Below are 26,554 nucleotides of genomic sequence, written 5' to 3'. Positions count from 1 at the left end.
CTCAGCTCACCTCCTCCTTCTCAGTTTTTCTTTTTCTTGGCTTCTTCTCTTTCGCGGACTTCTCTTTCTCCTCCACTTTTTTCTCTTTCTTTTTCCTTGGCTTCTTTTCTTTTGCTGGTTTTTCTACCTTTTTCTCCTCTGCTTTCACCTCAGCACTTTGTGGAATTTCTTGTGTAAGAATCTGAGCAGGAGCAACGCCGCCACTTCCTTCAGAAACCTTCTCAACTTCTCTACCAGTGTGGAAGAGGTTTATTCTCTCATCCAGCAATTTTCTCGCAGCCATAATTGTTTCCTTAACTTCGCCTACCTTTCCCTGAGATAGTAGCGAGTCGGTTTTATCCAACATTGCACGAATTTCCGTGACATCTATCCCAATCAAATCTGCATCGTTTGCATCATCCCTCAAAATTTTTACCTCCTTGATTAGTGCCTCTATCTGGGCTTTGTCCACAATCTCTCTTTTCTCTTCTGTCGAAGTTGTAACGGAGGCTACAGGGCTAGGAACTTGTGTGGCTGGAACCTGTTTGGGAGGTTCCACAGGCGATTGCACCACCTTGGGAAGATTTGGAGAAGGCGGTGCAGGTACTGGCTCAACTTTACAGGGCTCATTCACTGGCCTAAGATTTTCAGCAACTGACTTCTTTTCTATTGTCTCTGATGACACTGGAATTCTATTCTCTTCTACCTCCTCTTCTTCAAGCTCTTCTACTGGCATTGCCTCAAGGTATGCTTCAAGCGGGCTCTTTTCTACATGCAGCTCTGAGTACACCACAATTCCATCTGGTGTAATCTCCATTGGGCGGAGGTGCACATCGTGCGAGGAACCCTTGTATTTTTCAATCAGTACTCCTCTCTTTAACTCCCCGTCTTTGTCTCTCCACTTCAGCAGCCGAATTTCACCCCTTGCGAGGAAAAGTTCCGGTTCAAACTGATACTCGAGAGGCATTTCCACAGTGAGCAGTGCGGTAACCTTGAGTTCGGAAAGAAAACGAATGAAGGACTGAACACCCAGGTTATGGTCGTATGAGGGTATACAGAAAAATTTGAGTGCGGTAAGTGAATCCACCACTATTCTGTCATAATCGCTTGTTGACAGGGCAAGTTTGAGAGCATTCTGCAATGCATTGAATGTCATCTCTGGGGCTCCATGCTCTGGGGTCTTCCGAATTGTGTATGGTACATCCTTAAATGAAACAATCTCCCGCAACGCAGTTATGTCTTTCACTGGAGTGATTTCATATGTCATCACATCTGGAATCGCATCAAAAACCTTTATTCTTGAAATATCCCAGTTAAAACTTTCAAAATTTTTCTTAAGTTCATTCGGGGGCTCCTCAGTAGTGATGTATAACACATTTTCCCCGTTTTTTACACCTTCAAGCAGAAATTGCATTGCAAGCGTGGTCTTTCCACTCCCAAGCTGTCCTGAGACAATGTATGGTCTGGCAGGGATAAGCCCACCATGGAGCATCTCGTCTAGTCCTGGAACTCCTATCTTTATTTTTTCTTTCTGCATCATAGTATCACCACTTAAATTTCAACCGAAGATATAATCTTTGCCATTAGCCCATTATCTTCCAAAGGGTTTCACTCCAGACCCTCTTTGCTGTCTGGATTTCAACACCAAGCACCTTTTTTCCCGCCTTGAAAAAGTCAATATTTTTTCCGCCTACCCTTCCGATTCTCATTATGTTTAGCCCTGCAAAAGCCCGCTCAAATTCTTCGTGATTTTCCTCATCCACTTCTGCAATCCATCGGGTTGGCGACTCTGAGAACAGGAATACATCTTCCCGCATGTTCACTGCATCTAAGTTGATGTCAACACCCACATTTCCTCCAATACTCATCTCAGCTATTGCCACTGCAAGTCCACCATCACCGATGTCATGGCAACTTCGAATTATCCCTCTCTCAATCCCAGAGACAACAGCGGAAACATACTTGAAGGCATTTCCAAGGTTGCATGTAGGTGGATTGTCTTCTATTCCGTAAATTCTAGAATAGACAGAGCCACCAAGATTCTCCTGAGTTTCTCCAATTAAATAGATGTAACCATCACTGGAGGCAAGATCTGTACTCGCAGAAATTCTCACATCTTTCACAATGCCAGTGCCCAGAACAACTGGTGTAGGCAAAATTCTACCAGCAGGACTCTCATTGTAAAAACTCACATTGCCAGAAGGTACGGCAATTTTGAAGGCACGACAGGCATCGCCGATGCCCCTCAACACCTCATAAAAGTCACCAAGAACCTCTGGCACCTCAGGGTTGCCAAAATTCATGCAGTTAGTCATTGCATGGGGTATTGCACCCACACTTGCCAGATTCCTAGCAACCTCATCAACACTTATCACTCCTCCTATGTAAGGGTCCAAAGCGGAAACCCATGGAGCTGAACCAACTGCAATTGCAAGCCCACGATAAGAGTCCTCTAGCGGTTTCAATACCACAGCATCAGCGTGTGTTTGATGAGAGGGTCTTCCAGTAAGCGGTTTAATGATCGTTCTGCCTCTAACTTCGTGGTCATATAGTCGAATCACCCATTCCTTTGAACACACATTCAGGTCGGAAAGAATAGTTAGGAAAATTTTCTCCAATTCCTCTGGTTTGGGAGATGGGGGAAGATTCTTCTCTTTTGTCTTCTCCCTTTTCCTAATCACAAAAGGTCTAACATATTCGGGCCCACCAGTATAGAAATCGATGTCAAGTTCAAACACTTTAGTCCCTTTGAAATACAACTTAACTTTCTTTTCTGGGACTGCCTTCCCAATAGGTGTGCATGGCACATCGTAGAGGTCAAAAATTTCCTTCACCTTAGAAAGATTCTCGTCTTTCACAGCGAGCATCATCCGTTCCTGGGACTCGGAAATCCAAATTTCCCAGGGGGCCATATTCTCTTCCTTCAGGGGTACCCGGTCCAAATGAATTTCCGCCCCACAGCCACCAGCAATTGCCATCTCTCCACAAACACAGGAAAGGCCACCTCCTCCTAAATCTTTCACACCCTCTACCAGATTTGCTTCCACACATTCCATAACCGCATGAATTAGTGGTTCTTTCATTATCGGATTACCGAGCTGGACTGATGGTCTTGCCTCCACATCACTTTTTTCTGTGAGGACTGCAGATGCAAAATTCACACCATGGATTCCATCTCTGCCCGTAAGTCCACCAACTAATACAAAGTTATCCCCTGGGTTTGAAACTGCATTCTTCTTTATGAACTTCTTCTTTCCGATTCCAACACAACCAACATTTACCAAGCAATTGGATGTATAGTTAGGGTCAAAATGGACGAACCCTGCAACTGTGGGAATACCGACTCTGTTTCCATAGTCCCTTATTCCTGCGACCACACCAGTAAATAGATATTTTGGATGCTTCACCCCACTTGGAAGTTTTTCATATGGGATGTCCAATGGACCAAAGAACAATGGATCAATCAGTGCGATCGGTTGAGCTCCCATCGCCAGCACATCTCTGAGAATTCCTCCTATACCAGTGGCAGCTCCACCATATGGCTCAACCGCTGAGGGATGATTGTGTGACTCAATTCTTATCGCGTAAGCATACTCCTCATCAAAGCTCATAACACCTGCATCACCTTTGAGAAGCATGTCCTTGTGTTCCAGTGGGAATATGTATTTCTTCAGCACAACCTTTGAACTCTTGTAACAGCAATGTTCACTCCAGGCCTGACCTATTGCATTCAATTCTACATCTGTTGGATTCCTCCCTAGCTTTTTAAAATAATTCTTCACGTGCAGCATTTCTTCTGCGCTAAGGCCAAGCTTGAGAGCATCGCTCACTTCCTTCAATCCCTCTGGAGTTTCTGGTAGCTCCACTTCAAAACAATTATCCAAATTTCCATGCTTTTTGGTCTTCATCCTTCTCACTGCTCTTTGACCATAATTTTATAGTTGTGAATCACGGGGTTTGCCAACAATTTCTTGCAGCTTTCTTCGGCAATTGCGAGCGCCTTTTCTTTGTTTTCAGCAACAACCATGAGTTCGTAAATTCTAAGTGAGCGGACACTTTCTATCGCATTGAAACCAAGAAGTGCAAGTGCTTTCTTTGTATTTTCTCCTTCTGGATCTGTGATGCCCTTCTTCAATTCAACCTTTATCTCAACAGTGTATTTTTCCATGGTTAGGAAAAACATTTGCAGGTATATGGAATTTGTGCTTTGATTTCTATCTTAGAAATGAGTTAGAAAAACTAGACAATCACGAAAATTGCCTGTTCTATCAGGATGTTCCTAGAGATAATCAACTGAGAGATGAGAGCCACTAGAAATGGGTCTGTGCGGATTTGAACCGCAGTCCCGTGGTCCCGAACCACGGAGGATAGGCCAAACTACCCCACAGACCCTTGAACCCCCCATCTGGCACTCACTCAGGTCTTTTCAGAAAGCACTCTAGTTACCTGGAGGACGCCATTCTCGAGCATCAAAGTGTAGAAATTAGTGCTGTGATTCGTATTTCTCATTTTGACACAGCGAATCCTTCTCTGGACTGTGACTTCATCCACCTGCTCCATCTTCACATGCAGGATACCATCTGCAAGAAAATCCTCTCCAAAATGGCAGTATTCAAGAGAGTTTGGGCGCATCTCGGTAATTACCAAGGCAGTCACATCCAGATCTCGGAGCCATTCAAAAAAATGAAACAATTCATTCCGAGGATTTTTTAATTCAGCTAGCATTTCAAGCACAGGCAAAGAATCAATCACAAAAAGTTGATAGTCTGTAGTAGCTTTTAAATTGTCAGCATACATTTTGAAGATGTCCATCCATGTATGCTCTCCAATCCCCTCTATGTGCTTTCTGATCATAGCCAAGTCGACAACACTTAACTTCTTTTCTACCTTTGCGTACTCCAGCCCAAGTCCTTCCATGTTGGAAAGTATACTCTCTCTTCCCTGCTCCAAGGTAATGTAAACCCCAGGTATGCTTTCATTGAGGGCATTGTGATAAAGAATGTAGAATGCAATCGTGCTTTTCAGCGTGCCTGGTTCACCAGCAATCAAGACCACATTTTTCTGGGGAATACCGCCATTCAACTTTTCATCAAACCCTTCAATGAATGTTTTAATTCGCGAAATTTCTGGCTTTTGCATAGAATCACGGAACTCAAACGCAGTTACTGGCCACCTAGATCCATCACGATGACATCCTTTACTGCCCTCATGGACTTGAAGGGCAGGATGATTCTATTCTGGTTATCTAGTTTGAAGCCCCGTGTGTCCAGCTCTTCCGCCGGGACTACCAGCATGTGTTCTATTTCTCCACTGAGAGAGTCAACAACGAAGTTGTCCACTACTCCAAGTATCTGGCCGTCATTTGTCATCACAGTCTTTCCCCTAAGTTCAGTTATGAATTTCTTCATGCTAACCACTGATTTGAGGGATTACAAGAGTGTATTTAAAAATTTTGATGGCGATTTGAACATACGGAGATACTTACATTACAGTCCCCCCTCCCACAACTCATAAATACCCCTCCTCCATATCTGTGATGGTGATAGGCATGGCGGTGGTAACACTTAGATTCATATTTATAAGTGAACCCGACAAACCCGTGGTCACTGTGAAAGTGCCAGATAGCATGCTCTTTCAGGAAGCACTTGTGATTGCAGCCAAACAGCAGAACAAAGACCCGACAATCCTGAGCGCCACATACCCAGCAGGAACGCCCATAACTGGTGGAACTGTCGGTGAGGTTGCTGAGAAAAACACGGTGATTCATGTAATAGACCCATCAGTTGTAGGGTGAGAGCCATTCCAAAAGAGCCAGACCTCTTCCACTTCCTGCAATGTGCAACAGTTGCTTCCCCAGGCGACAAAAAATGGAATCTCAGAGTTAAGGAAGAGAAGTATGCACTGGTGAAACTTATAGAATATATTGAGTATTGGGAAAAGGTGGGCGAAAATCCGAGATGGTTTTCAATTAAGCCAGTTAATGATGATGCAACCAGATGGGAAGGTACTATAACAGCACAAAACTATCAGTTTGATATTGAACTTGTGCTGAAAAAAACCTACCCCCACACACCACCTGCAGCAAGAGTGCCTGTGCTTATTGACTACACTGACAGGAAGCTTGAGGATGAGGTTCTCGGGCTGCGCATCTGCGATATGCACATGGAACAGAATTTCTGGTGGAACGAGCACTGCAGCATTGCCCTATACCTGAAACGTGAGGTTTCTTACTGGGTTCAAAGCGTGCTCACAATGGCGATAAGACAGGGATATTTATGACCACACCAGAACGCTACTCCCGCCTTGCAATTTTTCCGCATGCAAAATTGGAAAAGTTGAGGGAGAAAAGAATTTTAATAGTGGGTGCTGGCGGATTGGGTGCAGTTTGTGCAGATATCATGACGAGACTTGGCACTGGCAAAATTGCAATCTTTGATTATGACACTCTTGGTTTGGAAAATTTGAACAGGATGATATACAGGATGGAGCAGGTAGGGATGAAGAAGGTGGAGGCACTGAAAGAGTATCTTAATCATGTAAACCCAGATGTGGAGATTTTACCCTATCCCCTTGACATTACAAGGGATGGTTATGAGGCATTTGTTGCCGAAGTTGAAAGGTCAGATATTGTGCTCGGCTGTGTGGATAGTTTTGGTGTGCGCATGTTCATAAATGCAAAGTGTGTGGAACTGAAAAAAACATATGTGGATGGTGGTACGAGTTTGGATGGAATTCGGGGTTCTGTGCACACAATAATTCCAGGCAAAACCGCATGCTACAGGTGCCATGTGGTGAGCCAGAAAACTGACTATCCTATGAAAACAGAGGGACATGAAACAGGCACCTGCCATGCAGTTTCACTACCAACCACAATGGGAATTATTGCGGCCCTTGAATGCCAGGAAGCATTAAAAATTCTTCTCGGATTTGGGAAAACCGTACCCTACATAATCTATGATGGATTAAATGGCACAATGAATGTGGTGAACTGGAAGAGAAATCCGAAATGCAGGGTGTGTGGTAAGAAATCCGAGGAAAAAATTGATAAAAAGAAGTTAGAGGAACTAGAAAATATTGATGAACTCTTTGAAAAGTTGATGTGAAATGGCTGAAATTGTGTTGATGAATACAGCGAAGGAAAAAATTCTGAACCATGCCTTAGAGCAGGCAAAGGCACATGGGTTTGAGGTGGTGGGCTGGCTCGTGGGATTCTTTGATAATGATGATGTGTTTGTGCTTGATGCAGTGCCCGCGACCCAGTACATCTCGCAGTCAAAGTATGGTGCCGAAGCAAGTCCTGTGGAGGAAATGAACCTGGCAATGAGCTACCCAAGGAAGGTTGGGATTGTGGGGCTTTATCATTCTCATCCATTCAGGGACGACTACCTTGAAGCTACAATGGGTGCTGAAACAACGCCAATGTTCCACAGCGAGATCGATGACCACATGCTCTCCTCCCGTGCCTCGATGAAAAAGAGCTATCTCTCGGTGGTTACAGACGGCTACTCTCTTGGCTGTTTTCTGTACTCTTCGAAGGGCTCAGTCCAGATACATCCGAAGCTTGTGGAAAACTACAGTTATAAAAACAAACTGACACAGTTCTATACTAAGATGCGATTTGAGATTAAGTTTGACGAGACCGTGTCGCTGAGAGAAGCTGTAATTGATGCGAGGAATAGAATAGTTGAGCGCGTGGAGACAATTTTCATGCGGGAGTTGAAGGACATTGAAATGTATCCTGACGAAATATACGAAAAATGCGAAATCAATCTGGCATACCCAAGTGAAGCCAGTGTCAAGGAAAATCGAATAAGATTTGTTTTTGAGGGTGAGAATGTAAGCGAATACTCTCTCACATTTGCAATTACACCAGTTGTGTTTACAAACAGGAATGCAAGTGCTCTTGAGTTGTTAGAATTACTGAAGGAGGAAGCTACAGACCAGTGTCTTCTGTTGTTTTCAAAGATGGATGTAGAAAAGGTGCGAAGGGAGATTAAGCGTGGCTCAAAAATTGTGGATGCCTATTTTGGGGAAATCGTTGTGTTAGATAATGAGGTACTCCCAAAAATAAAGTATGTGCCTCCCCACCGCCCAATAGTGGGGAGAAGAGCTTAACTGTACTTGTAGAACCCGCGGCCTGTTTTTCTACCTAGATATCCTGCCTTCACCATCTTTCTCAACAATGGACAGGGCCTGTACTTCGGGTCGTTGAAGTTGTTGTAAAGGACTTCGAGAATGCTGAGACAGACATCAAGGCCAATTAAATCTGCAAGTTCAAGTGGTCCCATTGGATGGTTCATCCCTAGCTTCATCACTGCATCTATTGCTTCTGGAGTGCCAACACCCTCGTAAACGCAGAAAATGGCTTCATTTATCATCGGCATGAGAACGCGATTGGATACGAAACCAGGGGAGTCGTTCACCTCAACAGGAATTTTATCTAATTTCTTCGTCATCTCTACAATTATCTTTGTGGTCTCCTCGCTTGTCTGGACACCACGAATTATTTCCACGAGTTTCATGAGGGGCACTGGGTTCATGAAGTGCATTCCGATGAATCTGTCCCCCCTGCCAGAAGCAGCTGCAAGCTCCGTAATTGAAATTGAGGATGTGTTCGATGCGAAAATTGTTTCTGGCTTCGCAATTTTATTCAGGTCCTTAAAAAATGCCTTCTTCAGTTCTGGGTTTTCCACAATTGCCTCAATTACCAGGTCGCAATCTTTGAGGTCCTCCATGTGAACAGTGGTTTTTATTCGGTCTAGAATCTCTGTCTTTGCCTCCTGCGTAATTTTGCCCTTCTCCGCAAACTTGTTCAAGCTTTTCTCAATGTTATTTTTTCCATTTTTTATGAACATTTCCTCAATGTCCCTGAGAATCACTTCGTAGCCGTGCATCGCACAGACCTGAGCAATCCCTGCGCCCATCGTGCCAGCGCCAGCGACACCTACTTTCTTTATCTCCATGCGTTTCACCATGACGGGAATTACTTCGGGATATAAAAACTCTTTACTCCTCTCACGGCAAAAGCATCTGCATCATGTAGATTGAAATTGCTGCTGTGATGCCAGAAATCCAGAGCATTATGCAGTAGTGTTTAAGCATGACATAGGGATGACTGCCCTTCAAAATTTTGAGCATGTACGCAGAGAGAAAGGAGTGGACGCAAACCACGAAAAGACAGATTACAGTGAGCCAGAATGTGTCAAACACAGTGCCGTGCAGAATATTTAGAAAAGGGTATTCCTCTGGTGGTGCCACTGAATTCATCAGTCGCTGAATCCAGTTTGAGAGATAGAGCGAGATGTAGAGCGGAAATGTTATGCCTGCAGTAAGCCCATAGAGAATTCCAGAGGTAGTAGCACTCACCTGGTACTTGTGTTTTCTCAAGCCCACAATTGTGAGAAAATTGTCGCTGATAATCTGGCTGATTTGTTTTGGATTCCCACCAATGTGCGTGCCTTCAACATACAATGCATTAAACTTTGAAATCAAATCGCTCCCGCTCTCTATTCCAAAAAGCTTCCATGCCAAACTCTTGTTAATTCTGAGGTTAAGGCGTTTGTAAAGGTCATCTATGTTTTTTGTGAGCGGGCCAAATCTATACTGGCGGAGCTTTTTAAGGGCATAGGTCGTTTCCTTTCCCATTGCACCTGCAGAACTTCCAAGGGAGCGGATAAATGAAGGAAAATTCTCATCCCTTCTGATAATGATTTCTTCTTCCTTGTCCGCAAGATATCCAGTTAGCGCAAGCGGTGAAAATATGAGCGGAACGAGAATGTATAGCGGGATTGCGAAGAAAAGGTAAAGGAAGGTAGAAGGAAGTATGAGGAGACCAGATGCTAGAGCTGTGTAAAGTAATGCTCTTTTAAGTTTCTGCTCTCTCTCTGTCTCTGTTCCAGATGTCTGCCAGATGTGCTCTCCAGGCACAACAGTAGCAAAGAAGTAGAGGAAAAAAATTTCTCCCAGCACAAAGAGAAGCCCGGCACCTGCAAGCAGATAAATTGCATTCTCACCAACTAGAAAGGGAAGAATAAACACAAACACGAAAATAAAAATAACAACTACAGCAAAAGAAATGAAGACCTCGTTCATTATTTCCACAGCACCCAAACTTGCCCTGTATTTCACCACGAATTCTTCCATCGTGGCTTTTTGCTCATTTTCTGCAAACTTCTCAGCACTCTCTCCCGTCTCAATCGCATGAGCCATTCTTGTGAGAAAATCCGAGAAAAGCACACTCGGTGTCATCTCTGCAACCAATCTACATGCCCTCTGGAGTGCGATGTTCCACTTGCTCATTAAGTCGTAAACTTTTTTCACCTCTCTTGCCAGCGCCCTGTATTCCTTCATCTCCCCGAGAATGTCAAACATTTCCTTTCTTGAGACATAGGCAACTGAGAGTACACCAAGCCTCGTCACAAAAAGGTGCATGTCTTCATCTATAGATTTGCCCAGCCGTTCGTAGATAACAAGGGGGTGAATTACCACATAAATGCAGATAAATAGAGGGACAGCCACGAAAAGGAGATAGTAGAGCATGTCCTGAAGAATTGCTGGCTGCAGAATCACAATTGAGAGTATGAAAACTGTGCTGAAAATGAACACAGGGAGAATTCTTGTGAGGATGTAGTCCTTTGGCGAAATTTCCATCCAGAGATACGCTTTTCTTATTCTATCAATCATGTGACCGCCTTGATTAATCTGTCAAACTCCCGCAAAAATTCAGCAGGATTCCTTATACTATCAATGTTCCTCTCAAAGTATTCATCCAGAATTCGGTTAAGTACATCGTAATCAAACACCTTTGCTTCTACAAGTTTCTGGATTGCTGTCGCTCTTGCCTCCAGGTCCCTGTATATCGCTGCCTTATCCTTGTATTTCAATCTCGGAGCAATCTTTTCCTCGAGAATGTAGGAGTTGTTGATGCCGTTGAAGAAGAACTGGTCCCTGTCTGGCTCCCACATGAACATGTTTCGGGTTAACACACCGCCCTTCTCCTTTGAGTATTTTAGAATTTCGTCTATGGAAATGCATCTGCGCATCACTCTGCCCCCCTCGTAAACATTTTGCTGGAAAACGACAAGATTCAGGTTGTCCATAAATCGCTCAGGAATGTTAATTGGCTCTCCTATGAATCTCTGGATTAATTGCTTCACAGAGGGTGCATGGAAGGTAGAAAGCACATAGTGGCCTGTCTGCATTGCCTGGAAGGCCACAAAACCCTCCTTTCCTCTTATCTCACCCACGATTATGAAGTTCGGCCTGCTTCTCAGGGCTGCCCTGAGCAAGTCATACATCTCAACCCTTGCACTTTCCTGAACACTCTCTCGTGTGAGCATTCTCTGCCAGACCTTGTGAGGCGAAATGATTTCTGGTGTATCTTCTGCAGAATACACCTTGTATTTGTGGTTTATGAACGGAATGAGCGCATTCAATGTTGTGGTCTTGCCAGATGCTGTCTCACCACACACAAACGCATTTATTCCATTTTCTACACAGAGCCAGAGAAAACCAGCCATTTCTGCACTCAGCGTATTCCATGCTACAAGCCTTGGAAGTGTGTATGGTTTTTCAGAAAATTTTCTGATTGTGAAGCTTGGACCCCGCATGCTCACATCTTCACTATAGACCACATTCAACCTGGAACCATCTGGCAGGGCAGCGTCAACAACAGGACGGGCATCACTTACAGGATGACCAATTCGCTCAGTCATGTTACGCAGAAACTCATCAATTTCCCCGATTTTTGCAAACTGGAGGTTGGTTGCAAGCATCCCGAAAAGTTTGTGGGTGATGTGGATTTCAGTGGTACCAACACAGTGAATGTCTTCAATGTAGGGGTCTCTGATGAGAGGTTCAATTTTTCCGTTTTCAAGAATGTTCTTCTTGATATGGTATCTCAGCACCTCCAGTTCCTGGGGTGTAACAGGAATTTTTTCAAATTCAAATTTTCTGAAAAATTTCCGCTTCTCCTTTTCCTCTACAGAGGTGATTCGGTTAATCAGTTTGTCAATCAGAAGTTCAAATTCTTCCTTCTTTTCAGGTGTTTCTTCGAATCTGGTAGCATACTTGAGCATGAGTTCAAGAATCTGATTGTATTTTGCTTCAGTTTCTGGTGGAAGTGGGGGCTCAATTACCACATAATAATATCCGTTTGGCCTATAGAGATGTATGAATATTGGGTCACCTACTGGATAAATTATGTTCGGATTCTTCAATCGAGATACCTCTTCACCAAGTCGTTCAAGAAATACAGGTTTTGGGAAGCCCTTGGCTGCCAAACTTTCTAGATATTTACCAAGATGCGGATTTTTTGCAATAACTTCTTCAAGTGTAGCCATACTAAGCCACCGTAGTTATATCAACAATTATGCCTCGTTTTGCCTCGACCCTGAAACCTATCACACTACCAACATAGTCCTGAGCGTTTGTGTATCTAGTTATTGTCATCACCCTCTGGATTTCGCCCTCGCCAAAGCTCCTTTCAATTTCAATGAGAATGTCCACCGCGGAAAAAATTGCATTTTCAACCTCCTTCGTTAGCTCTCCATCCTCAATCGTAAGGATTACTGCCTTACTTCCCGCCACAATTTTCTTGAAAAATGCCATCACATCAATGGCAGATTCTGGGGTGAGCTGGTCTTTTACAAGTGCAGAAAATGTGTCAATTATGCAAATATTACTTTCAAATAATTTCTTTGCAGCCATCAACCTTGTTAAGAAATCCTTCCTTGGAATGCTCTTGCCAATCAAAGGAAAAACAGGGATAAAAAGCAAATGTTTAGATGTGAGATACTCAAGGATCTGATAGTCAAGTGATTCCATTTGGTCTATCAAACCCTTTGTGGTGAGTTCTGTGGAAATGTATGTGACATTGTAGTTGTTTTTAAGTAGTCCATACAGGATCCGCTGAACAATTGCACTTTTTCCACTCCCATGTTTACCAGTTATCGCTGTTATTGTGCCCACAGGTAAACCTCCTCCTAGCCTTCTGTGAAGTCCATCTCTTGGAATTTCAATTGAGAATACCTTTCCATTCATGGGCCCACCACACGGAAGGAGAATGTGCAAGAGGCACCATACTCTACAGTCGCCTTAACCAGACATGAACTCCCAGGAATGAGAGGGCTAACCAGTTTTACCTTCACCATCAGTGTGGACTCAGGTATCCACTCTTGAATGCCTGTAGGTGAGATAAGCTGCGTGTCGTTGAATGTTGTTCCAGATGCAGAGCCAGATGTGTAACCATATAGAGTTCCATTAATTTCAATTGTTAATGTTACAACAGAGATTGTTGTTGAGCCAGTGTTTTTTATGTATAGAACAAGTTCAGAATTATTTGAATCATAGGGCATCTGTCTTGGGTCATTTATTATCTCTATGCTTGTCCTCAACTGTTTGTTTAAGGCATCGCTTCTCGCCTCAATCCCATCCTTGAGCTGTAGAGAGACACCTATGAATACAGCAGATAGAATGCTCGACACTACAAGCGCACCTATGAAAAATATTGTGTGCGAAGCTGCGTTTGCGGGCATTTTTTTCTCACCACTTATATCAGAGCGTAACTTCCGTTTCCAGATACAATTTTTACTTTCTCGGGGATGTATGTCAAGTTGCTTATCTGAACCTTCAGATATTCACCAGGATACCAAAACTCGGTAGTTTTTCCTTCTACAGTCATCGTAAGGTTTTGAGTGATAAGGATTCCGTTGACAATGATGTTAAGGGTTGTCACCCGAATCTCTGTGCTACCGCTATTGAAAAGCACTATCTCACTTTCGGGCATACTCAGATTTGAGGCATAAACAGAAATTAGGGTGTGAAGTTTTGCATCTCTTACTGAAAGCCCTTCATTGAAACCATGCTCAAGTGCATCTATTGAGAAATTGACACCCATATATATGAATGAAAACGAAAGGAGAAGAGAAGTAAACAGTATGGCTGAGGCAACAGCCACGCTATAACCCATAAAAATCCTCCAAATTGCTTTTTTTCAACTTCTCCATTTCCTTTTCCAATTCCTCCAGATTCTGTTTATCCAGCTGGGTGCCTCTGAGCATTTCAATGAACATCAGGGTTTTCAGGTGGTCATTTATTGAAAGCCGCCAGCCATCTTTTGTTTCCGGTTTTGAGGGTTTTTTCTCAATTTTTATTCCCTTTATTTTCCAGAGAATGTCGGCCTTAACTTCGTTACTTATCCAGTTAATTTTCCTATAATAATCAAGCACCTGTGGGAGTTCGTTCAAATCAACTCTGTCAAGCAGATACTCAATCCATCTCATTGCAAGCAAAGAACTCCTGTAATCTGTCCCAATACTCTGAAGAAGTGGGGTGAACCTTTGAGGAGAACTTTGCAGTTGCTGGACAAACATTGGCTGTTGTGGAAACATTGGAACTTGCGGAAGTGCCTGCAGAGGTGCCTCATTAGAGGGCATTGATTGTGTTGAAGAAACCTCCAGAATTGTCCCACATTTGGGGCAGATCTTCGCATCCTCTGGAATAAGTTCTCCACACTTTGGGCAGGCAACCTTGTCTAGAATCACAGCATCACTCAGTTCCTCACCAATCTTTTCTGGCGTAGTCTCTGTACTCTGGACCGTCTCCCGTTTTATCTGAACATCAATGAACGGGTTGAACTGCGCTGAGATTGCATCATAAAGTGCGGTAAGTTCGTGTAACCTGCTCTCTATTCTAGCAATGCTTTCTTTTATCTCGTTTATCTCAAGTCTGTAGCGTTCATTGGCATCGTTTATCCTTTCCACACGATTTTTCAAATCCACCAGTGCCTCCTCAATTCTCTCACTTCTTCTGAATCCCCCTTCTGTCTGGATTGATGGCGTGACTATTGGCTGAACTGGTTGCTGAGGTATCTCAGGTGAAGGAGGCAATGGAAGTGCTGGGTTGGGAAATGTGGACACAGAACCTCCGTCGTTGTCCTTTTGTGTCTCTGCAGGCGGTGGGGATGGAGGTAGGGGTTCTACGACTGTCTGTGCATTCAACTGGGGGTTTTCAACAGGGGTGGGCTGTGATAGTGGTTGCGAAACATTCTGGGGTGATTCTATGAACTGGGCAGATGGCTGTTGCGAAGCTGATTGTGGATGTTGAACAGGCTCTAACTGCTGTGGTGCTGGAGGCGAGGCAAGTGCAGCCTTCCAGTTAAAAGTCCTGCCGCAGTTGTTGCATTTACCAGTGCCATCATCAAAGAAGCTTAGCTTTGTGCTGCCACACTTTGCACAGATTCCCTCAGTCGGCTTCTCGAGACTTTGCTCTATACCCTGTTTTTGTTGGGCGGAACCTTCCTCCTTCTGCTTCTTCTTGAAGAGCGGAGACATTTTCCACCTCATCTGTATGTTAAATCTATTATCGGCGCAGTATCATAGGAGGGCGGTGTTGTGAAGGTTTCAAATGTATCGAAGCCACCAGTAGTTATGATGAAGGAGACCTTGCAGTAAGTGGATGGAGATAGTGGAGAACCGATTCCCTCAGGTGAAGCTCTCAAGTCAATCCAGATTTTCAGAACATTCCCTTCGGCAAGGAAATAAGATGGATTAGGATGAGAGGGTGTGGTGTAGGGGTCCCAGCCACTGTTGTCCTGTCCACCTGGAACTTCCTCAGCCGCATAGTGTGTTCCATCTGCAAGCTGGAGAGCCAGTGCATCTGTCAATGACTGGGTTTCAGGGTTGGGACCAGGAAAAACATACTGGTTAAGTGAGAGTTCCGTTTCCTTATTAGCTGTCACAATTTTAATTATCACATCCGCCATGTTGATTGGATTGCTGCCAGGCGCAAGGGCGACCTGAATCTGAAGATAATCAATTGTGTTGCTAAGGGGTGTGCCAGTTCTAACACCTTCAATTATTCTCACCTGCAATGCATTACTCACCTTGTTCTGGGCACCTGCAGCTGCATTTTCTGCTTGCTGCTGGAGTGAGAACACTGCTGAGATTATCACTGCAGCGGCTATTGCAGCCACGAGTATCATTGCGATAAATACTATCAGCGTCCCTATGCCAATTGCACCATTCTTGCTCTTCTTTATTTTTCTTACTCTAAATCTGTGCATTTATTCACCTCCTCATGTGTAGGTAAAGTCAATAATTTTAGAGTTGCCGTAGGAGTAGCCAGTGTTAAACTGCACTTTGTAGGAAGCACTGCTATCTCCCGCATTAAATGTGATAATTACATCTGTATTTACTGGTAATGGCATGCCAATGCCCTCCGGAGAGTTTCTGAGGTCAATGTAGAGTTTCAATGTGGTGTTCTTGCTCACATAAAAAGCACCCAAGCCAGGGTCCCATCCACTCCCCAGATAGGATGCAATCTCCTTTGCAGCATAATGCGTGGCATCTGCAGCATTTCTCAGTTCTGCTTCTGTTGGATTCTCAGGGTCTGCAGCACTTTGAAGAGCTGCTGTGTTGAGTACAAGGTCAACGCTCTTAGCGCTGTTTGATGCAGTTATGTGCAGACGCATTGTGGTCATGTTCAGGGTTTTGGCACCATTAACAACCATTGTAAGATATAGAAAATCAACGGTCGGACTTAATGTTCCTGAGTTTGTCGGATCTCTATCCCCTATCACAGATTTCACTTCTGGAATTGTGAGCTTTATGCTCTCACCTGTCTTCTCTGCCTGGTTCTTCAATGTAATTGCTGTGTTGATTATCACCACTGCCGAAATCGCAGCCACCACTACCAGTGCTATGAAAACTATCAAAGCACCGATACCCATGCTGCCTTTCCTGCTTCTTCTCAACTTCCATTTCAATTTAACGCCTCCTTACTTTTGTGATTGGAAATAAGTTTTTAGGTATTTATAGGTTGCTTCTCTTTCGTTATTCTCTCTAAAAAGGATGCTGGAGAGCTCAATCTCTCACGATAAACTTTTCCACAAATTCTCTTGCCCGCTCTCTCCTTTCCTGATGTGCCTTAAGAAATTCGACCACTCGCTCTGCAAGCACCTGTTTGCACTCTCCACAAAGCACATTTCCATTTCGACATGCGGTGTATCTCTCAGTGAGTTTTTCATCATACGGCTCAAACATGAATTGGTAGTAAGCAAAAACGGAACAAACTTCTGGGTTACCTCCATGCTTCCGCTGTTCTTCAACTGACACAGCACCACCCGTGAATGCACTCATTATTTTCTTTTTAGCGACCTTTGGGGCATCTGTTGTAAAAATTGAGGTTTCTGGGACAGAGGCAGACATTTTGGTTTCTGCACCCATTAATGAAGGGAATAGCTTACAGTGTAGTAATGCAGGTTTCGGATAACCCAGTTTAGGAGCTACATCCCTACAAACACGGAAGTGAGGGTCCTGGTCTATTCCGCAAGGGATAAGTACATGGGTAATCTTACCTTCAAATTCAGTTGGCAAGAATGCTGGAGCTGATTGTAGGGAGGTATAAAAAATCTCACCCAAATTGTTGCTATTTTCTAGCCCAAAGACCGCTCTTGCTGTAGAAAATGTAATTTTCTTTGCGACTTTCGCAGCCACAGGATAGAGAGTTTTGATGTATTCTGTATCAAGGAATATTTTTGTCTTCTCTGGGGAAAACCCCAGGGCTATGATGTCAAGAATGTTTTCGTAGGCCATCTTCTTCGTATCTTCAAGAGAAAGTTCTTCCTTAAAATAGAATTTCTCATCGTCAGTCAGTTGGAAAAGAAGAGTGCTACCCGTCTTTTCTTGAAGATATTTTGTAAAAATCCATGGAAGAATGTGGCCAAGGTGTGTATGTCCAGACGGTCCTCTACCAGTGTAGAGATAAAAATTTTTCCCATTTTCAAAATCTGAGAGAATAATGTCAAGGTCGCGATGGGAGAAAAAAATGTCCCTTCGTATATATTGGTGAAGTTCTCCGAAATTCTTCTTGATTCTTTCCTTAAGGCTTTCATCTATCTTAGTAGTGCCAAATTCCTGGATTATTCTATCGTAATCGACTCTGCCTGATACTTCCCAGGGAGTTACTCTGAAATCTTCTTCCATGGTTCCCTCAAACGTTCAGTTGTTGTTAAATTTTTCTGCAGTAGAAGGGAAAAATAAAACCGCTTTTTTCCATATCTCCTACCTAAACTTTGCATTGGTTTCTGAAGGGGCATAAAAAATCAGAAGAGAAAAAGCACATAATTAGGTTAACTAGCACCAATATTTATGTCTGTAAAAACACCGCTGTTTTTCGAAGGCAAACATTTTTAAAATCCATATTATTCCTCTCGAAAGTGGAACTATGGAGCACAAAAAGGAAGTAGATGTATCCGAATGGTATAACGAGGTAGTAGAGGCGGCAGGTCTCTGCGACAAGAGATACCCTGTCAAAGGTATGAATATCTGGCTACCCTACGGATGGAAAATTATGCAATTAATTGACAGAAAAATCAGAGAAGAGTTCGATGCAACTGGCCACGCCGAAGTATGCTTTCCTCTTCTTATCCCTGAGAGCGAATTCCAGAAGGAGGCAGAGCACATCAAGGGTTTTTCATCTCAGGTTTTCTGGGTCACACATGCTGGAGAAAATCCTCTAGACATAAAACTCGTGCTAAGACCAACAAGTGAAACCGCAATGTATAGCATGTTCTCAATTTGGGTAAGGAGTCACGCAGATTTGCCTCTCAAAATTTATCAAATTGTGAATGTATTTAGATACGAGACCAAACAGACAAGAGCATTCATTCGCGTCCGAGAAATCCATTTCTTTGAAGCCCACACATGCCATACAGACGCTAATGACTCTGAGAGACAAATAAAGGAAGATATCCAGATAATGGAGAAGCTTGGAAAAGCGCTTGCACTTCCCTACATCCTCCATAAACGTCCTGACTGGGATAAATTTGCGGGCTCAGTTTACAGCTTAGGTGCAGACCTTTTAGTTGGAGAAAAGGCACTCCAGATCGGAACAATCCACCAATATCATGAAAATTTCGCTAAGGCATATAATATACTTTATGAAGATAAGGATGGAAACCATAAACATGCTCATCAAACCACATTTGGCTTGTCTGAACGATTAGTTGGTGCAGTGGTGGGGGTCCATGGAGATAATGCTGGGCTTATCCTACCCCCACAAATTGCGCCTTATCAAGTGGTAATTGTACCTGTGCCAAAAAAAGAAAAAAGAGAACTCGTGGAAAGTTATGCAATGGAAATTCAGAAACTCCTAGCAGATGCAGGAGTCAGAGTCCATCTAGATCTCAGAGACCTACGCCCCGGAAATAAATACTATGACTGGGAGCTGAAAGGGGTCCCACTTAGGATAGAAGTTGGTGAGAAAGAGAAGGTAGAGGGCTGCGTTACGGTGGTGAGGAGAGATACACGAGAAAAGAAAACAATTCCTAAGGATAATTTTGTAGAAGAAATAAAAGGATTACTTGAGAGAGTACAAGAAGACCTTTATGCTAAGGCGGAGAAAACCCTACAAGAAAATATCTACTGGATCGACAACATAGAAGAGGGAAGAAACAAGAAAGGTCTCCTGCGATTTAACTGGTGTGGCGATGAAAGTTGTGGAATGGAAATCGAAAAGGCACTAGATGTATCCATATTAGGTGTACCGCTAAATGTTCCTACAAAACTTGGGAAATGCATCGTTTGCAAGAAGGACACAGAAATGATTGCAGATGCTGGCAGAAGTATATAATTATATAGTTGTGTTATTGCTTGCCGCCACAATATCTGCAGAATTTGCTGTCTGCCTCTATTTTTGCACCGCAGTGTTTGCAGAAAATCTGCTGAGTTGCGGATGGAGGGGTTGAAACTGTAGATGCCATTTGCTGCTCAGGTGTAGGAAGCACAGGGGGCAAGATGTTCTTGCCTGGAGATGATGTGACAAGGTATAAATAATGCCAGAAGGCGCGCATCAAATTATCTGCGTCGTTTTCGTATTCAAAATAACTCACAGCCCCCACGGCCACAGCAACTGGGAAAAGTAGAACTGCACCTATTGCACCTGCAACTGCACCCGTCTCTGTAATTTCTGCACAAAATGTGGCATCTACTAGGACATTTTCACTATTTTTAATGAGTTGCACCTGAATCTTCCTTTTCAATCCTAACTTGGATGTAAAATGCTCACCTGAAAATGTATAGTTTCCCATCTCAACAAGATGAAAGCCCTGAACACGCCAGAATTCCAGACACTTAGAGTACAGCATAGAGATGTCTGCATTGGAAAAAATTCTTTGCTCTCTCTTTTCAAGCATGGAGAGTAATCATATAAGGTGTATTTATAATAATCGCAATTTCCCAATTTTCCAGATATTTTCTAAACCAATAGAAGACAAAGATAAAGGAATTGCAAAAGTTCATCATAGTTCGTCGTTCTGCACAAAAATTCTTACAAACCACACCAATGCCATTATTAAAGCTCCTGCCACTTGCGCTGCGCACTATAGTCAAAAAGATTAGAAATAGAAATTTGCACTTTTTCAATATTATATACTATATGAAAACTATATGAAATATTATTTCATGAGGAAAATTTTATTATGAATTTACAGATTTTCGCAGCAAAATTTTATATACCCGTATTCCCTTCTCTTCCTGTGATTTCCATGAGATTGGAGGGTAAAACTACAAAGTGTTTAGGGCTCGGAAATGGCAAAGACAACACCCGTGGTTTTACAAATGGGCTGACGAATGGATTCACCAACGGAAATGGCTACAGGAATAGTAGAAAATTGAAAGAAAGCAGAAGCCATGGCAAAATTCTGGCTGTTTTTGTGCTTGCAATGCTTGTGCTAAGCGTTGTTGCGTTTCTGACATGGCAGAGCAACGGTGCTAGTGCAATAATAATAGATGGCAATTTTGAGGACTGGCAAAGGATATCAAAGACTACAAAACCAAATGCTGGTGATGTCCCAGATAACATAGACATCGCAGAATATGCAACTGCAGAAACTGGTAAAAATGTAGCATTTTACTTCAAGGTTTATGGTAATTTGCTCGCTGGTGACGGTAAATACTTCGTCGAGGCCTCATCAGGGACTCCAGTGTATGTATCAAATCATATAGAGACTGCAATACCTAATGCAAACGGGAGGGATTTGGCTTATGTGTTTATTGACATTGACGCAAACCCGTCCACTGGGTTCAAACCTTCCGACAATTTTGCAGTCGGCGCTGACAGGGCACTAGAAATTTTGGGCAAAAACGGAAAGATTGAGGCAAGCAGGGTGCTGAGTTTTGCTGGAGTAGTGCAGCATGAATGGGCTTGGAATATCGGTGAAACTGTAGCATCAGCAACAAATGGTAAAGAGTTAGAAACAATGGCAGGTAAAAACCAGCTCGGCATTAAAGAGAAGTATGCAGTTTACTTCTACATGATTGACTGGCAGAATATAGAGTGCAAGCTGGAGAATGCATTACTGCATGAAAATGCAAAAGTTTCTCAGTTCAATCTGTATTTAAGTGCCCATACAAAGGTGAGAGTTGAAAGGATTTGTTCGGAAATCAAAGCCACACCGCACGCACCAATACATATCAATGGGAATGGTCAGTTTGATGCTGCACATGGGGTGATAGGTGGGGATGGCTCACAGGCGAATCCCTACATAATCGAGAACTATGAAATAAATGCAAATGGAGGATCATACGGGATCTGGATTGAAAATACAACGGCATATTTTATCGTTCGAAATTGTACAGTTTACAATGCAACAGCGTATCTCAGTGAACCTGAAGGTGCAGGAATCGCACTGAACAATGTGACAAATGGAAAATTAGAATATAATATATGCAATGAATCGCGGAAAGGCATTCGTATCTCAGGAGGTAGCAACCATAACATCATAACAAATAACAATGTGCACAGCAATACATACACTACTGGTATCTCGCTGGTAAATTCCACCAACAATACGGTCATAAATAATAGCGTATGGGATAACGCACAGGAGGGTATCTACCTATATAACTCAAGCTACAACACGATAAGAAACAACAATGTATCAGAAAACGGTAATGGTATCTACTTGGATAGGTATTCAAAGAACAATACCATTATAAACAACATAGTGACTAGCAACTCTCTTTCGGGCATCGTATTGTCAGCGTTTTCAGCAAACAACACCATAACTAGCAACAATGTATCTGGTAACAATGAATACGGGATTTACCTAAATGGTGCAAACTATAACATATTCTCTTACAACTTGTTTTACAATAACGCAAAGTATGGAATTAATATTACTAGCAGTTGCACTGGCAATATAATTCATCACAATAATTTCATCAGAAACAATGGTGCTAGCAGAGGTGTTTCTGGTAAATCTCAGGCCTACGATAGTGTAGGCGGAAACTCCTGGTATGAGAGCGTATCACGGGCAGGAAACTACTGGAGCAACTGGGATGGTACTGGATGGGGCACTTCAAGTGCGTATCCAATTGATGGCGGTGGGGGTGAAAGCGATAATTATCCGCTCTCAAAGCGTGTGCTTGCACCTCTCCACATAAATGGAAATTCAGAGTTTTCCTTCATGAAAACGCTGTATGGCTGGCCTGGTGATGGAAGTCGTAATAATCCATACCTTATTGGCAACTATAATATTGACGGAAATGACGGTTCCTATGGAATTTGGATTGAAAGCACCACTTGCTACTTTTCTATTAGAAATTGTAGTATTTCCAATGCCACAGACAGTGCAAATGCGCCCTATGGTGCTGGATTAGCACTGAGAAATGTGAATAATGGTACAGTAGAAAATAATACATACTGTACATCAAGAATGGGCATATTCATATACAGTAATTCAAAATATAATCAAATCATCAACAATAATTTATCTTCTAATACATACTATGGTCTTCTTTTGCAGGACTCAACTTACAACAATGTCACTGGCTGCACTGCAACCAACAACGATTTGTACGGTATTTATCTCGCCAGCTCGGCCAGATACAATAACATTACAAACAACAATGCTTCGAACAATTATGGAACAGGAATTTACCTAGAATCTGCCAATTACAATACACTATCCGGGAACAAAGCTTATGAAAACATGGACTATGGTTTCGGCTTAAATGGAGCTACAAACAACTTGATTATCGGCAACGATGCTTCTAGAAACGACCACTATGGTCTCTATTTAGATGCTTCAAGCAATAGAAATAATATTACAAACAACAAAATCTCTGATAACTGGTATGGAGTGTATATTTACTCTTCGGACCAAAACACAATCACTAGGAACGATGTTATCAACAACACCAATGGCGTTTACTTTTCGTTCTGTAACAACACCAACATAACAAACAACAATATAACAAACAACGCTGACAAAGGTATCCATATGTACTACTCAACCAACAATAGTGTGACAAACAACAATATCTCAGCCAACACGCATGGAGTTTACCTGCACAACTCAAACTACAACATAATTGCGAACAACAATGCTACAGGAAATACCTACGGGATTTACTTTGCCAGCTCAAGCAACAACACCATTGCAAATAACAATGCATCGGCTAACTCACAATATGGAGTCTATCTGTATTATTCAAGCAACAACAACTCTGCCTCAGGTAACAATGTTTCAAACTGTTATTCTGGAATATACCTATCCACATCATCGTATTATAACATGATTAAAAACAACACTGCCACCAACAACACATATTCGGGAATCTATCTGAGCTATTCCAACAACAATACGATGGAAGGCAACATAATTTCCTATAACTCCGTGGTAGGTATGATGCTGTATGCATCCAGCAATTCTACAATCAGAAATAACACAATCTCAAATAACAACAATTATGGCATCTACCTATCTCAAGCGAACAATAACATTATAACAGGAAATCAAATTACCAGCAACACCAATTATGGAATCTACATAACTTCCGTATCTACAGGCAACTACATCCACCATAACTACTTCATCCGGAACAATGGTGCTGTGAAGAATGTGAATGGAAATTGCCAAGCCTACGATGATGTTGGCGGAAATTACTGGTACGACACCACAGTTAATGAGGGAAACTATTGGAGCAATTGGGATGGACAGGACTACGGCACACCCAGTGCATATCCAATCAACGGCGGTGCTGGTGCAAGTGATTGGTATCCTCTACCAGTATCAAATGTCCATCTTCCAATTCATATAACTAGCAACGCTGAGTTCACACCTGCAAATGGAGTAATTGCAGGCTCTGGCACAGCAACAGACCCCTACATCATTGGGGGCTGGGAGATAGATGCCAATGGTGGAAGTTATTGCATCTGGATTGAGAATACTGATGCATATTTCGTGATTCAAGACTGTAAAGTCTACGGCGCGACAAATTCAGGCAGTGCACCTTATGGTTCCGGTATTGCGTTGTTAAATGTAATTAACGGAGTGCTGGACAATAACACATGCAACAACTCCTACTATGGGATTTATCTAGATGGATGCTCTCACACCCTACTTGTAAACAACAATGTGTCCAGTAACGCTGAAAATGGTATACAACTATACTCATCAAGTTACAACTATATTGAGAGCAACTATGTGTATGGAAACTTGTGGGGAATCTCCTTGAGTATCTCAGACAACAACTCGATTGCAAACAATACAATATCTGAACAGATTGGCAATGGAATATTTTTGGATTTCGCAAACTACAATAATATTAACCACAACAATGTATCCAACAACACATGGGCAGGCATCCGCACAGAAAACTCTGACAACAACACGCTAACAAATAATACATTATATGGCAATTTCAACGGTATAACCTTATCACATTCAAGCAACAACATCATCACGAACAACAATGCCTATGGAAACTCAAACGTCGGCATCTTCTTGGATTACTCAAACAACAACATCATCATAAACAACAATGCTTCTAGCAATTCCGAATGCGGCATTTACTTGAGCTACTCAAGCAACAACAACATCACAAACAACAATGCCTCGGGCAACAACTACGGCATCTACATGGAATACTCAAGCAACAACAACATCACAAACAACAATGCCTCGGGCAACAACTACGGCATCTACATGGAATACTCAAGCAACAACAACATCATCACCTATAACTGGATTTGCAACAACACAAATCATGGGATATACATTATAGAAGGTTCCACAGGCAACACAATTCACCACAACTACTTCATAGGTAACAACGGTGCAGGTAAGGGTGTTTCCGGCAGTTGCCAGGCATATGATAGCGTTGGTGGCAATTACTGGTATGATAACACAGCCCAGGAAGGCAACTACTGGAGCAATTGGGATGGACAAGGGTGGGGCTCTCCGAATGCCTATCCCATTGACGGCAGTGCTGGGGCAAGCGACTGGTATCCCGTGGTAGAATTCTCTCAACTGACTGTGTTTACACTGGCTCCGCTGTGTATCTTATTGTTTAGGACGTTGCACAGAAGAAAACATAAATGATTTTTCTATTTCTTTTAATCTTTTTACAGACACCCTGGAATAACCGTTATATTCAAAGAATCCTTAACCCTCTGCATGGAACATTTTTCAATTATTACGAAAGACGCTGGTTCAGATGCGAGAGTTGGAAAACTTATTACTCCACACGGAGCGGTGGAAACCCCATGTTTTCTGCCAGTTGCCACAAAAGGTTTTGTGAAAGCGCTTTCAACTGAGGACTTGAAAATGTGTAATGTGGAAGCTTTAATTTCAAATGCCCTGCACCTCTACATGCGTCCTGGCTTGAGTGTGATTGAAAGGCATGGGGGTTTGCACAAATTTCTCCGCTGGGAGAGAACCGTGTTTACAGACAGCGGAGGTTTCCAGCTTGTGAGAAATTTTAGTTACAAAATTACAGACAAAGGCGTGATTTTCAAAGCGCCAGATACAGGTAAGAAAATTGAATTCACACCAGAACTTGCAATAGAAATCCAGAGAAAGCTTGGCTCTGATGTGAACATGGTGCTTGACCATTGTCCTGTCTGGAATGCATCTGAGAAAAAGGTGGAAGAGGCAGTGCGGCACACCGTGGAATGGGCAGAAATTGCAAAAAACGCATTTAATGGCAACTCCCTTCTGTTTGGCATTGTTCAAGGCGGCTTCAATATCGAGCTTCGAGAAAAGTGTAGCAAGGCACTTGCAAAACTTGATTTTGATGGTTATGGAATTGGTGGGCTCTCCATTGGTGAGCCAAAGGAATGGACACACAAAATTCTTGAAAAAACTGTGCGTTTCATCAATGAGGGAAAACCAAGGTATTTAATGGGGGTTGGCTCCGAAGACGAGATTCTATTAGCTGTTGCAAACGGAATAGATGTTTTTGACAGTGCATTCCCAACAAGAAACGCAAGACACAGGACTATTTTTAGCAAAAATGGCAAATACAATGTGGGTAATATGGAGACGCTCAACTTTCTTGGCCCACTTGAAGAAGGGTGCGAATGCTTTACATGCAAGAATTACACATGCTCCCAGGTAACCCATTACCTGCGCGAGAACGACAGCTTAGGCATGCGGCTCGCATCCATCCACAACATCTTCTACATGGAAAAATTCATGGCACAGGTTAGAGACGCAATAATGTCTGGAAAATTTATGGAAAGGTATGGGGAGAGAATTGAAAGGTTGAGGAAAAACACATAGATTTAA

The 26,554-nt window shown here is 42.7% G+C and carries 23 protein-coding genes and 1 tRNA gene; 7 read left to right on the top strand and 17 right to left on the bottom strand.

The window, feature by feature from the left end:
* Position 1 precedes the first annotated feature (1 nt).
* The 6 genes from QXD64_04660 to QXD64_04635 all read right to left on the bottom strand — a co-directional run bounded on the left by QXD64_04660 (position 2) and on the right by QXD64_04635 (position 5,387).
* Positions 2-1,519, bottom strand: coding sequence for an ATPase domain-containing protein (locus tag QXD64_04660; GenBank protein MEM3396606.1), 1,518 nt, complete (start codon positions 1,517-1,519; stop codon positions 2-4).
* Positions 1,520-1,562: 43 nt separating this feature from the next.
* A complete protein-coding gene (purL, locus tag QXD64_04655; protein MEM3396605.1) occupies positions 1,563-3,887 on the bottom strand; it encodes a phosphoribosylformylglycinamidine synthase subunit PurL in 2,325 nt (774 codons plus the stop codon).
* 5 nt (positions 3,888-3,892) lie between these two features.
* Entirely contained in the window at positions 3,893-4,147 is a 255-nt protein-coding gene (gene purS / locus QXD64_04650; GenBank protein MEM3396604.1) for a phosphoribosylformylglycinamidine synthase subunit PurS, read from the bottom strand.
* 149 nt (positions 4,148-4,296) lie between these two features.
* A tRNA-Pro gene (locus QXD64_04645) sits at positions 4,297-4,371 on the bottom strand.
* A gap of 24 nt (positions 4,372-4,395) precedes the next feature.
* Complete coding sequence (locus QXD64_04640; protein ID MEM3396603.1) at positions 4,396-5,118, bottom strand: ATPase domain-containing protein; 723 nt, start codon at positions 5,116-5,118, stop codon at positions 4,396-4,398.
* Positions 5,119-5,141: 23 nt separating this feature from the next.
* Entirely contained in the window at positions 5,142-5,387 is a 246-nt protein-coding gene (locus QXD64_04635) for a PRC-barrel domain-containing protein (protein ID MEM3396602.1), read from the bottom strand.
* A 140-nt stretch (positions 5,388-5,527) separates the two neighbouring features.
* Between QXD64_04635 and QXD64_04630 the strand changes: the two genes are divergently transcribed.
* The 4 genes from QXD64_04630 to QXD64_04615 are packed head-to-tail and all read left to right on the top strand — an operon-like array spanning position 5,528 to position 8,094.
* Positions 5,528-5,773 (top strand): hypothetical protein, encoded by a 246-nt coding sequence (locus QXD64_04630; protein ID MEM3396601.1) that lies wholly within the window; start codon positions 5,528-5,530, stop codon positions 5,771-5,773.
* Entirely contained in the window at positions 5,770-6,258 is a 489-nt protein-coding gene (locus tag QXD64_04625; protein ID MEM3396600.1) for a hypothetical protein, read from the top strand. The genes QXD64_04630 and QXD64_04625 overlap by 4 nt, the downstream gene beginning before the upstream one ends.
* Entirely contained in the window at positions 6,255-7,082 is an 828-nt protein-coding gene (locus QXD64_04620) for a HesA/MoeB/ThiF family protein (protein MEM3396599.1), read from the top strand. Before QXD64_04625 ends, QXD64_04620 begins: the two co-directional genes overlap by 4 nt.
* Before the next feature lies 1 nt (position 7,083).
* Positions 7,084-8,094, top strand: a complete 1,011-nt coding sequence (locus tag QXD64_04615; GenBank protein MEM3396598.1) for a hypothetical protein — start codon at positions 7,084-7,086, stop codon at positions 8,092-8,094.
* On the opposite strand, the gene QXD64_04610 is transcribed toward QXD64_04615, so the two are convergent.
* The 10 genes from QXD64_04610 to QXD64_04565 all read right to left on the bottom strand — a co-directional run bounded on the left by QXD64_04610 (position 8,091) and on the right by QXD64_04565 (position 17,963).
* A complete protein-coding gene (locus QXD64_04610) occupies positions 8,091-8,942 on the bottom strand; it encodes a 3-hydroxybutyryl-CoA dehydrogenase (GenBank protein ID MEM3396597.1) in 852 nt (283 codons plus the stop codon). The two genes, QXD64_04615 and QXD64_04610, sit on opposite strands and share 4 nt — an antisense overlap.
* 52 nt (positions 8,943-8,994) lie before the next feature.
* Positions 8,995-10,662 (bottom strand): type II secretion system F family protein, encoded by a 1,668-nt coding sequence (locus QXD64_04605; GenBank protein MEM3396596.1) that lies wholly within the window; start codon positions 10,660-10,662, stop codon positions 8,995-8,997.
* Positions 10,659-12,320 (bottom strand): type II/IV secretion system ATPase subunit, encoded by a 1,662-nt coding sequence (locus tag QXD64_04600; protein MEM3396595.1) that lies wholly within the window; start codon positions 12,318-12,320, stop codon positions 10,659-10,661. The genes QXD64_04605 and QXD64_04600 overlap by 4 nt, the downstream gene beginning before the upstream one ends.
* A gap of 1 nt (position 12,321) precedes the next feature.
* The gene (locus QXD64_04595) at positions 12,322-13,020 is read right to left on the bottom strand and encodes an ATPase domain-containing protein (protein MEM3396594.1); all 699 of its coding nucleotides are present in this window, start codon (positions 13,018-13,020) and stop codon (positions 12,322-12,324) included.
* On the bottom strand, positions 13,017-13,514 hold the full coding sequence (locus QXD64_04590) for a hypothetical protein (GenBank protein MEM3396593.1): 498 nt from the start codon (positions 13,512-13,514) through the stop codon (positions 13,017-13,019). The genes QXD64_04595 and QXD64_04590 overlap by 4 nt, the downstream gene beginning before the upstream one ends.
* 14 nt (positions 13,515-13,528) lie before the next feature.
* A complete protein-coding gene (locus tag QXD64_04585; GenBank protein ID MEM3396592.1) occupies positions 13,529-13,948 on the bottom strand; it encodes a hypothetical protein in 420 nt (139 codons plus the stop codon).
* Positions 13,938-15,311 (bottom strand): FlaD/FlaE family flagellar protein, encoded by a 1,374-nt coding sequence (locus QXD64_04580; GenBank protein ID MEM3396591.1) that lies wholly within the window; start codon positions 15,309-15,311, stop codon positions 13,938-13,940. The genes QXD64_04585 and QXD64_04580 overlap by 11 nt, the downstream gene beginning before the upstream one ends.
* An 8-nt stretch (positions 15,312-15,319) precedes the next feature.
* Positions 15,320-16,042 (bottom strand): hypothetical protein, encoded by a 723-nt coding sequence (locus QXD64_04575; GenBank protein MEM3396590.1) that lies wholly within the window; start codon positions 16,040-16,042, stop codon positions 15,320-15,322.
* Positions 16,043-16,054: 12 nt separating this feature from the next.
* Complete coding sequence (locus QXD64_04570) at positions 16,055-16,744, bottom strand: hypothetical protein (GenBank protein MEM3396589.1); 690 nt, start codon at positions 16,742-16,744, stop codon at positions 16,055-16,057.
* 97 nt (positions 16,745-16,841) lie between these two features.
* Entirely contained in the window at positions 16,842-17,963 is a 1,122-nt protein-coding gene (locus QXD64_04565) for a tryptophan--tRNA ligase (GenBank protein MEM3396588.1), read from the bottom strand.
* 241 nt (positions 17,964-18,204) lie between these two features.
* Here QXD64_04565 and proS point away from each other — a divergent pair, with 241 nt between their 5' ends.
* On the top strand, positions 18,205-19,611 hold the full coding sequence (gene proS / locus QXD64_04560) for a proline--tRNA ligase (GenBank protein ID MEM3396587.1): 1,407 nt from the start codon (positions 18,205-18,207) through the stop codon (positions 19,609-19,611).
* Between the two features lie 13 nt (positions 19,612-19,624).
* Here proS and QXD64_04555 read toward each other — a convergent pair whose 3' ends face one another.
* Positions 19,625-20,173 carry a zinc-ribbon domain-containing protein gene (locus QXD64_04555; GenBank protein ID MEM3396586.1) on the bottom strand — a complete coding sequence of 183 codons (549 nt, stop codon included), beginning with the start codon at positions 20,171-20,173 and terminating at the stop codon, positions 19,625-19,627.
* A 351-nt stretch (positions 20,174-20,524) separates the two neighbouring features.
* Between QXD64_04555 and QXD64_04550 the strand changes: the two genes are divergently transcribed.
* Positions 20,525-25,366 (top strand): NosD domain-containing protein, encoded by a 4,842-nt coding sequence (locus QXD64_04550; protein ID MEM3396585.1) that lies wholly within the window; start codon positions 20,525-20,527, stop codon positions 25,364-25,366.
* A gap of 75 nt (positions 25,367-25,441) precedes the next feature.
* Complete coding sequence (gene tgt, locus QXD64_04545; GenBank protein ID MEM3396584.1) at positions 25,442-26,548, top strand: tRNA guanosine(34) transglycosylase Tgt; 1,107 nt, start codon at positions 25,442-25,444, stop codon at positions 26,546-26,548.
* The last annotated feature ends 6 nt before the right edge of the window (positions 26,549-26,554 follow it).

This window comes from Thermoplasmata archaeon, from assembly GCA_038874435.1.
GTDB lineage: Archaea > Thermoplasmatota > Thermoplasmata > Lutacidiplasmatales > SKW197 > SKW197.
This window is presented reverse-complemented; position numbering and strand designations above follow the sequence as displayed.

Bases quoted from the DNA above. Each gene is read 5' to 3' on its own strand.
- QXD64_04575 (MEM3396590.1), bottom strand. From the start codon at position 16,042: ATGCACAGATTTAGAGTAAGAAAAATAAAGAAGAGCAAGAATGGTGCA.
- QXD64_04660 (MEM3396606.1), bottom strand. From the start codon at position 1,519: ATGATGCAGAAAGAAAAAATAAAGATAGGAGTTCCAGGACTAGACGAG.
- QXD64_04605 (MEM3396596.1), bottom strand. From the start codon at position 10,662: ATGATTGATAGAATAAGAAAAGCGTATCTCTGGATGGAAATTTCGCCA.
- QXD64_04620 (MEM3396599.1), top strand. From the start codon at position 6,255: ATGACCACACCAGAACGCTACTCCCGCCTTGCAATTTTTCCGCATGCA.
- QXD64_04630 (MEM3396601.1), top strand. From the start codon at position 5,528: ATGGCGGTGGTAACACTTAGATTCATATTTATAAGTGAACCCGACAAA.
- QXD64_04635 (MEM3396602.1), bottom strand. From the start codon at position 5,387: ATGAAGAAATTCATAACTGAACTTAGGGGAAAGACTGTGATGACAAAT.
- QXD64_04580 (MEM3396591.1), bottom strand. From the start codon at position 15,311: ATGTCTCCGCTCTTCAAGAAGAAGCAGAAGGAGGAAGGTTCCGCCCAA.
- QXD64_04550 (MEM3396585.1), top strand. From the start codon at position 20,525: ATGAGATTGGAGGGTAAAACTACAAAGTGTTTAGGGCTCGGAAATGGC.
- purL (MEM3396605.1), bottom strand. From the start codon at position 3,887: ATGAAGACCAAAAAGCATGGAAATTTGGATAATTGTTTTGAAGTGGAG.
- QXD64_04565 (MEM3396588.1), bottom strand. From the start codon at position 17,963: ATGGAAGAAGATTTCAGAGTAACTCCCTGGGAAGTATCAGGCAGAGTC.
- QXD64_04615 (MEM3396598.1), top strand. From the start codon at position 7,084: ATGGCTGAAATTGTGTTGATGAATACAGCGAAGGAAAAAATTCTGAAC.
- QXD64_04590 (MEM3396593.1), bottom strand. From the start codon at position 13,514: ATGCCCGCAAACGCAGCTTCGCACACAATATTTTTCATAGGTGCGCTT.
- QXD64_04640 (MEM3396603.1), bottom strand. From the start codon at position 5,118: ATGCAAAAGCCAGAAATTTCGCGAATTAAAACATTCATTGAAGGGTTT.
- QXD64_04600 (MEM3396595.1), bottom strand. From the start codon at position 12,320: ATGGCTACACTTGAAGAAGTTATTGCAAAAAATCCGCATCTTGGTAAA.
- proS (MEM3396587.1), top strand. From the start codon at position 18,205: ATGGAGCACAAAAAGGAAGTAGATGTATCCGAATGGTATAACGAGGTA.
- purS (MEM3396604.1), bottom strand. From the start codon at position 4,147: ATGGAAAAATACACTGTTGAGATAAAGGTTGAATTGAAGAAGGGCATC.
- QXD64_04595 (MEM3396594.1), bottom strand. From the start codon at position 13,020: ATGAATGGAAAGGTATTCTCAATTGAAATTCCAAGAGATGGACTTCAC.
- QXD64_04555 (MEM3396586.1), bottom strand. From the start codon at position 20,173: ATGCTTGAAAAGAGAGAGCAAAGAATTTTTTCCAATGCAGACATCTCT.
- QXD64_04585 (MEM3396592.1), bottom strand. From the start codon at position 13,948: ATGGGTTATAGCGTGGCTGTTGCCTCAGCCATACTGTTTACTTCTCTT.
- QXD64_04610 (MEM3396597.1), bottom strand. From the start codon at position 8,942: ATGGAGATAAAGAAAGTAGGTGTCGCTGGCGCTGGCACGATGGGCGCA.
- tgt (MEM3396584.1), top strand. From the start codon at position 25,442: ATGGAACATTTTTCAATTATTACGAAAGACGCTGGTTCAGATGCGAGA.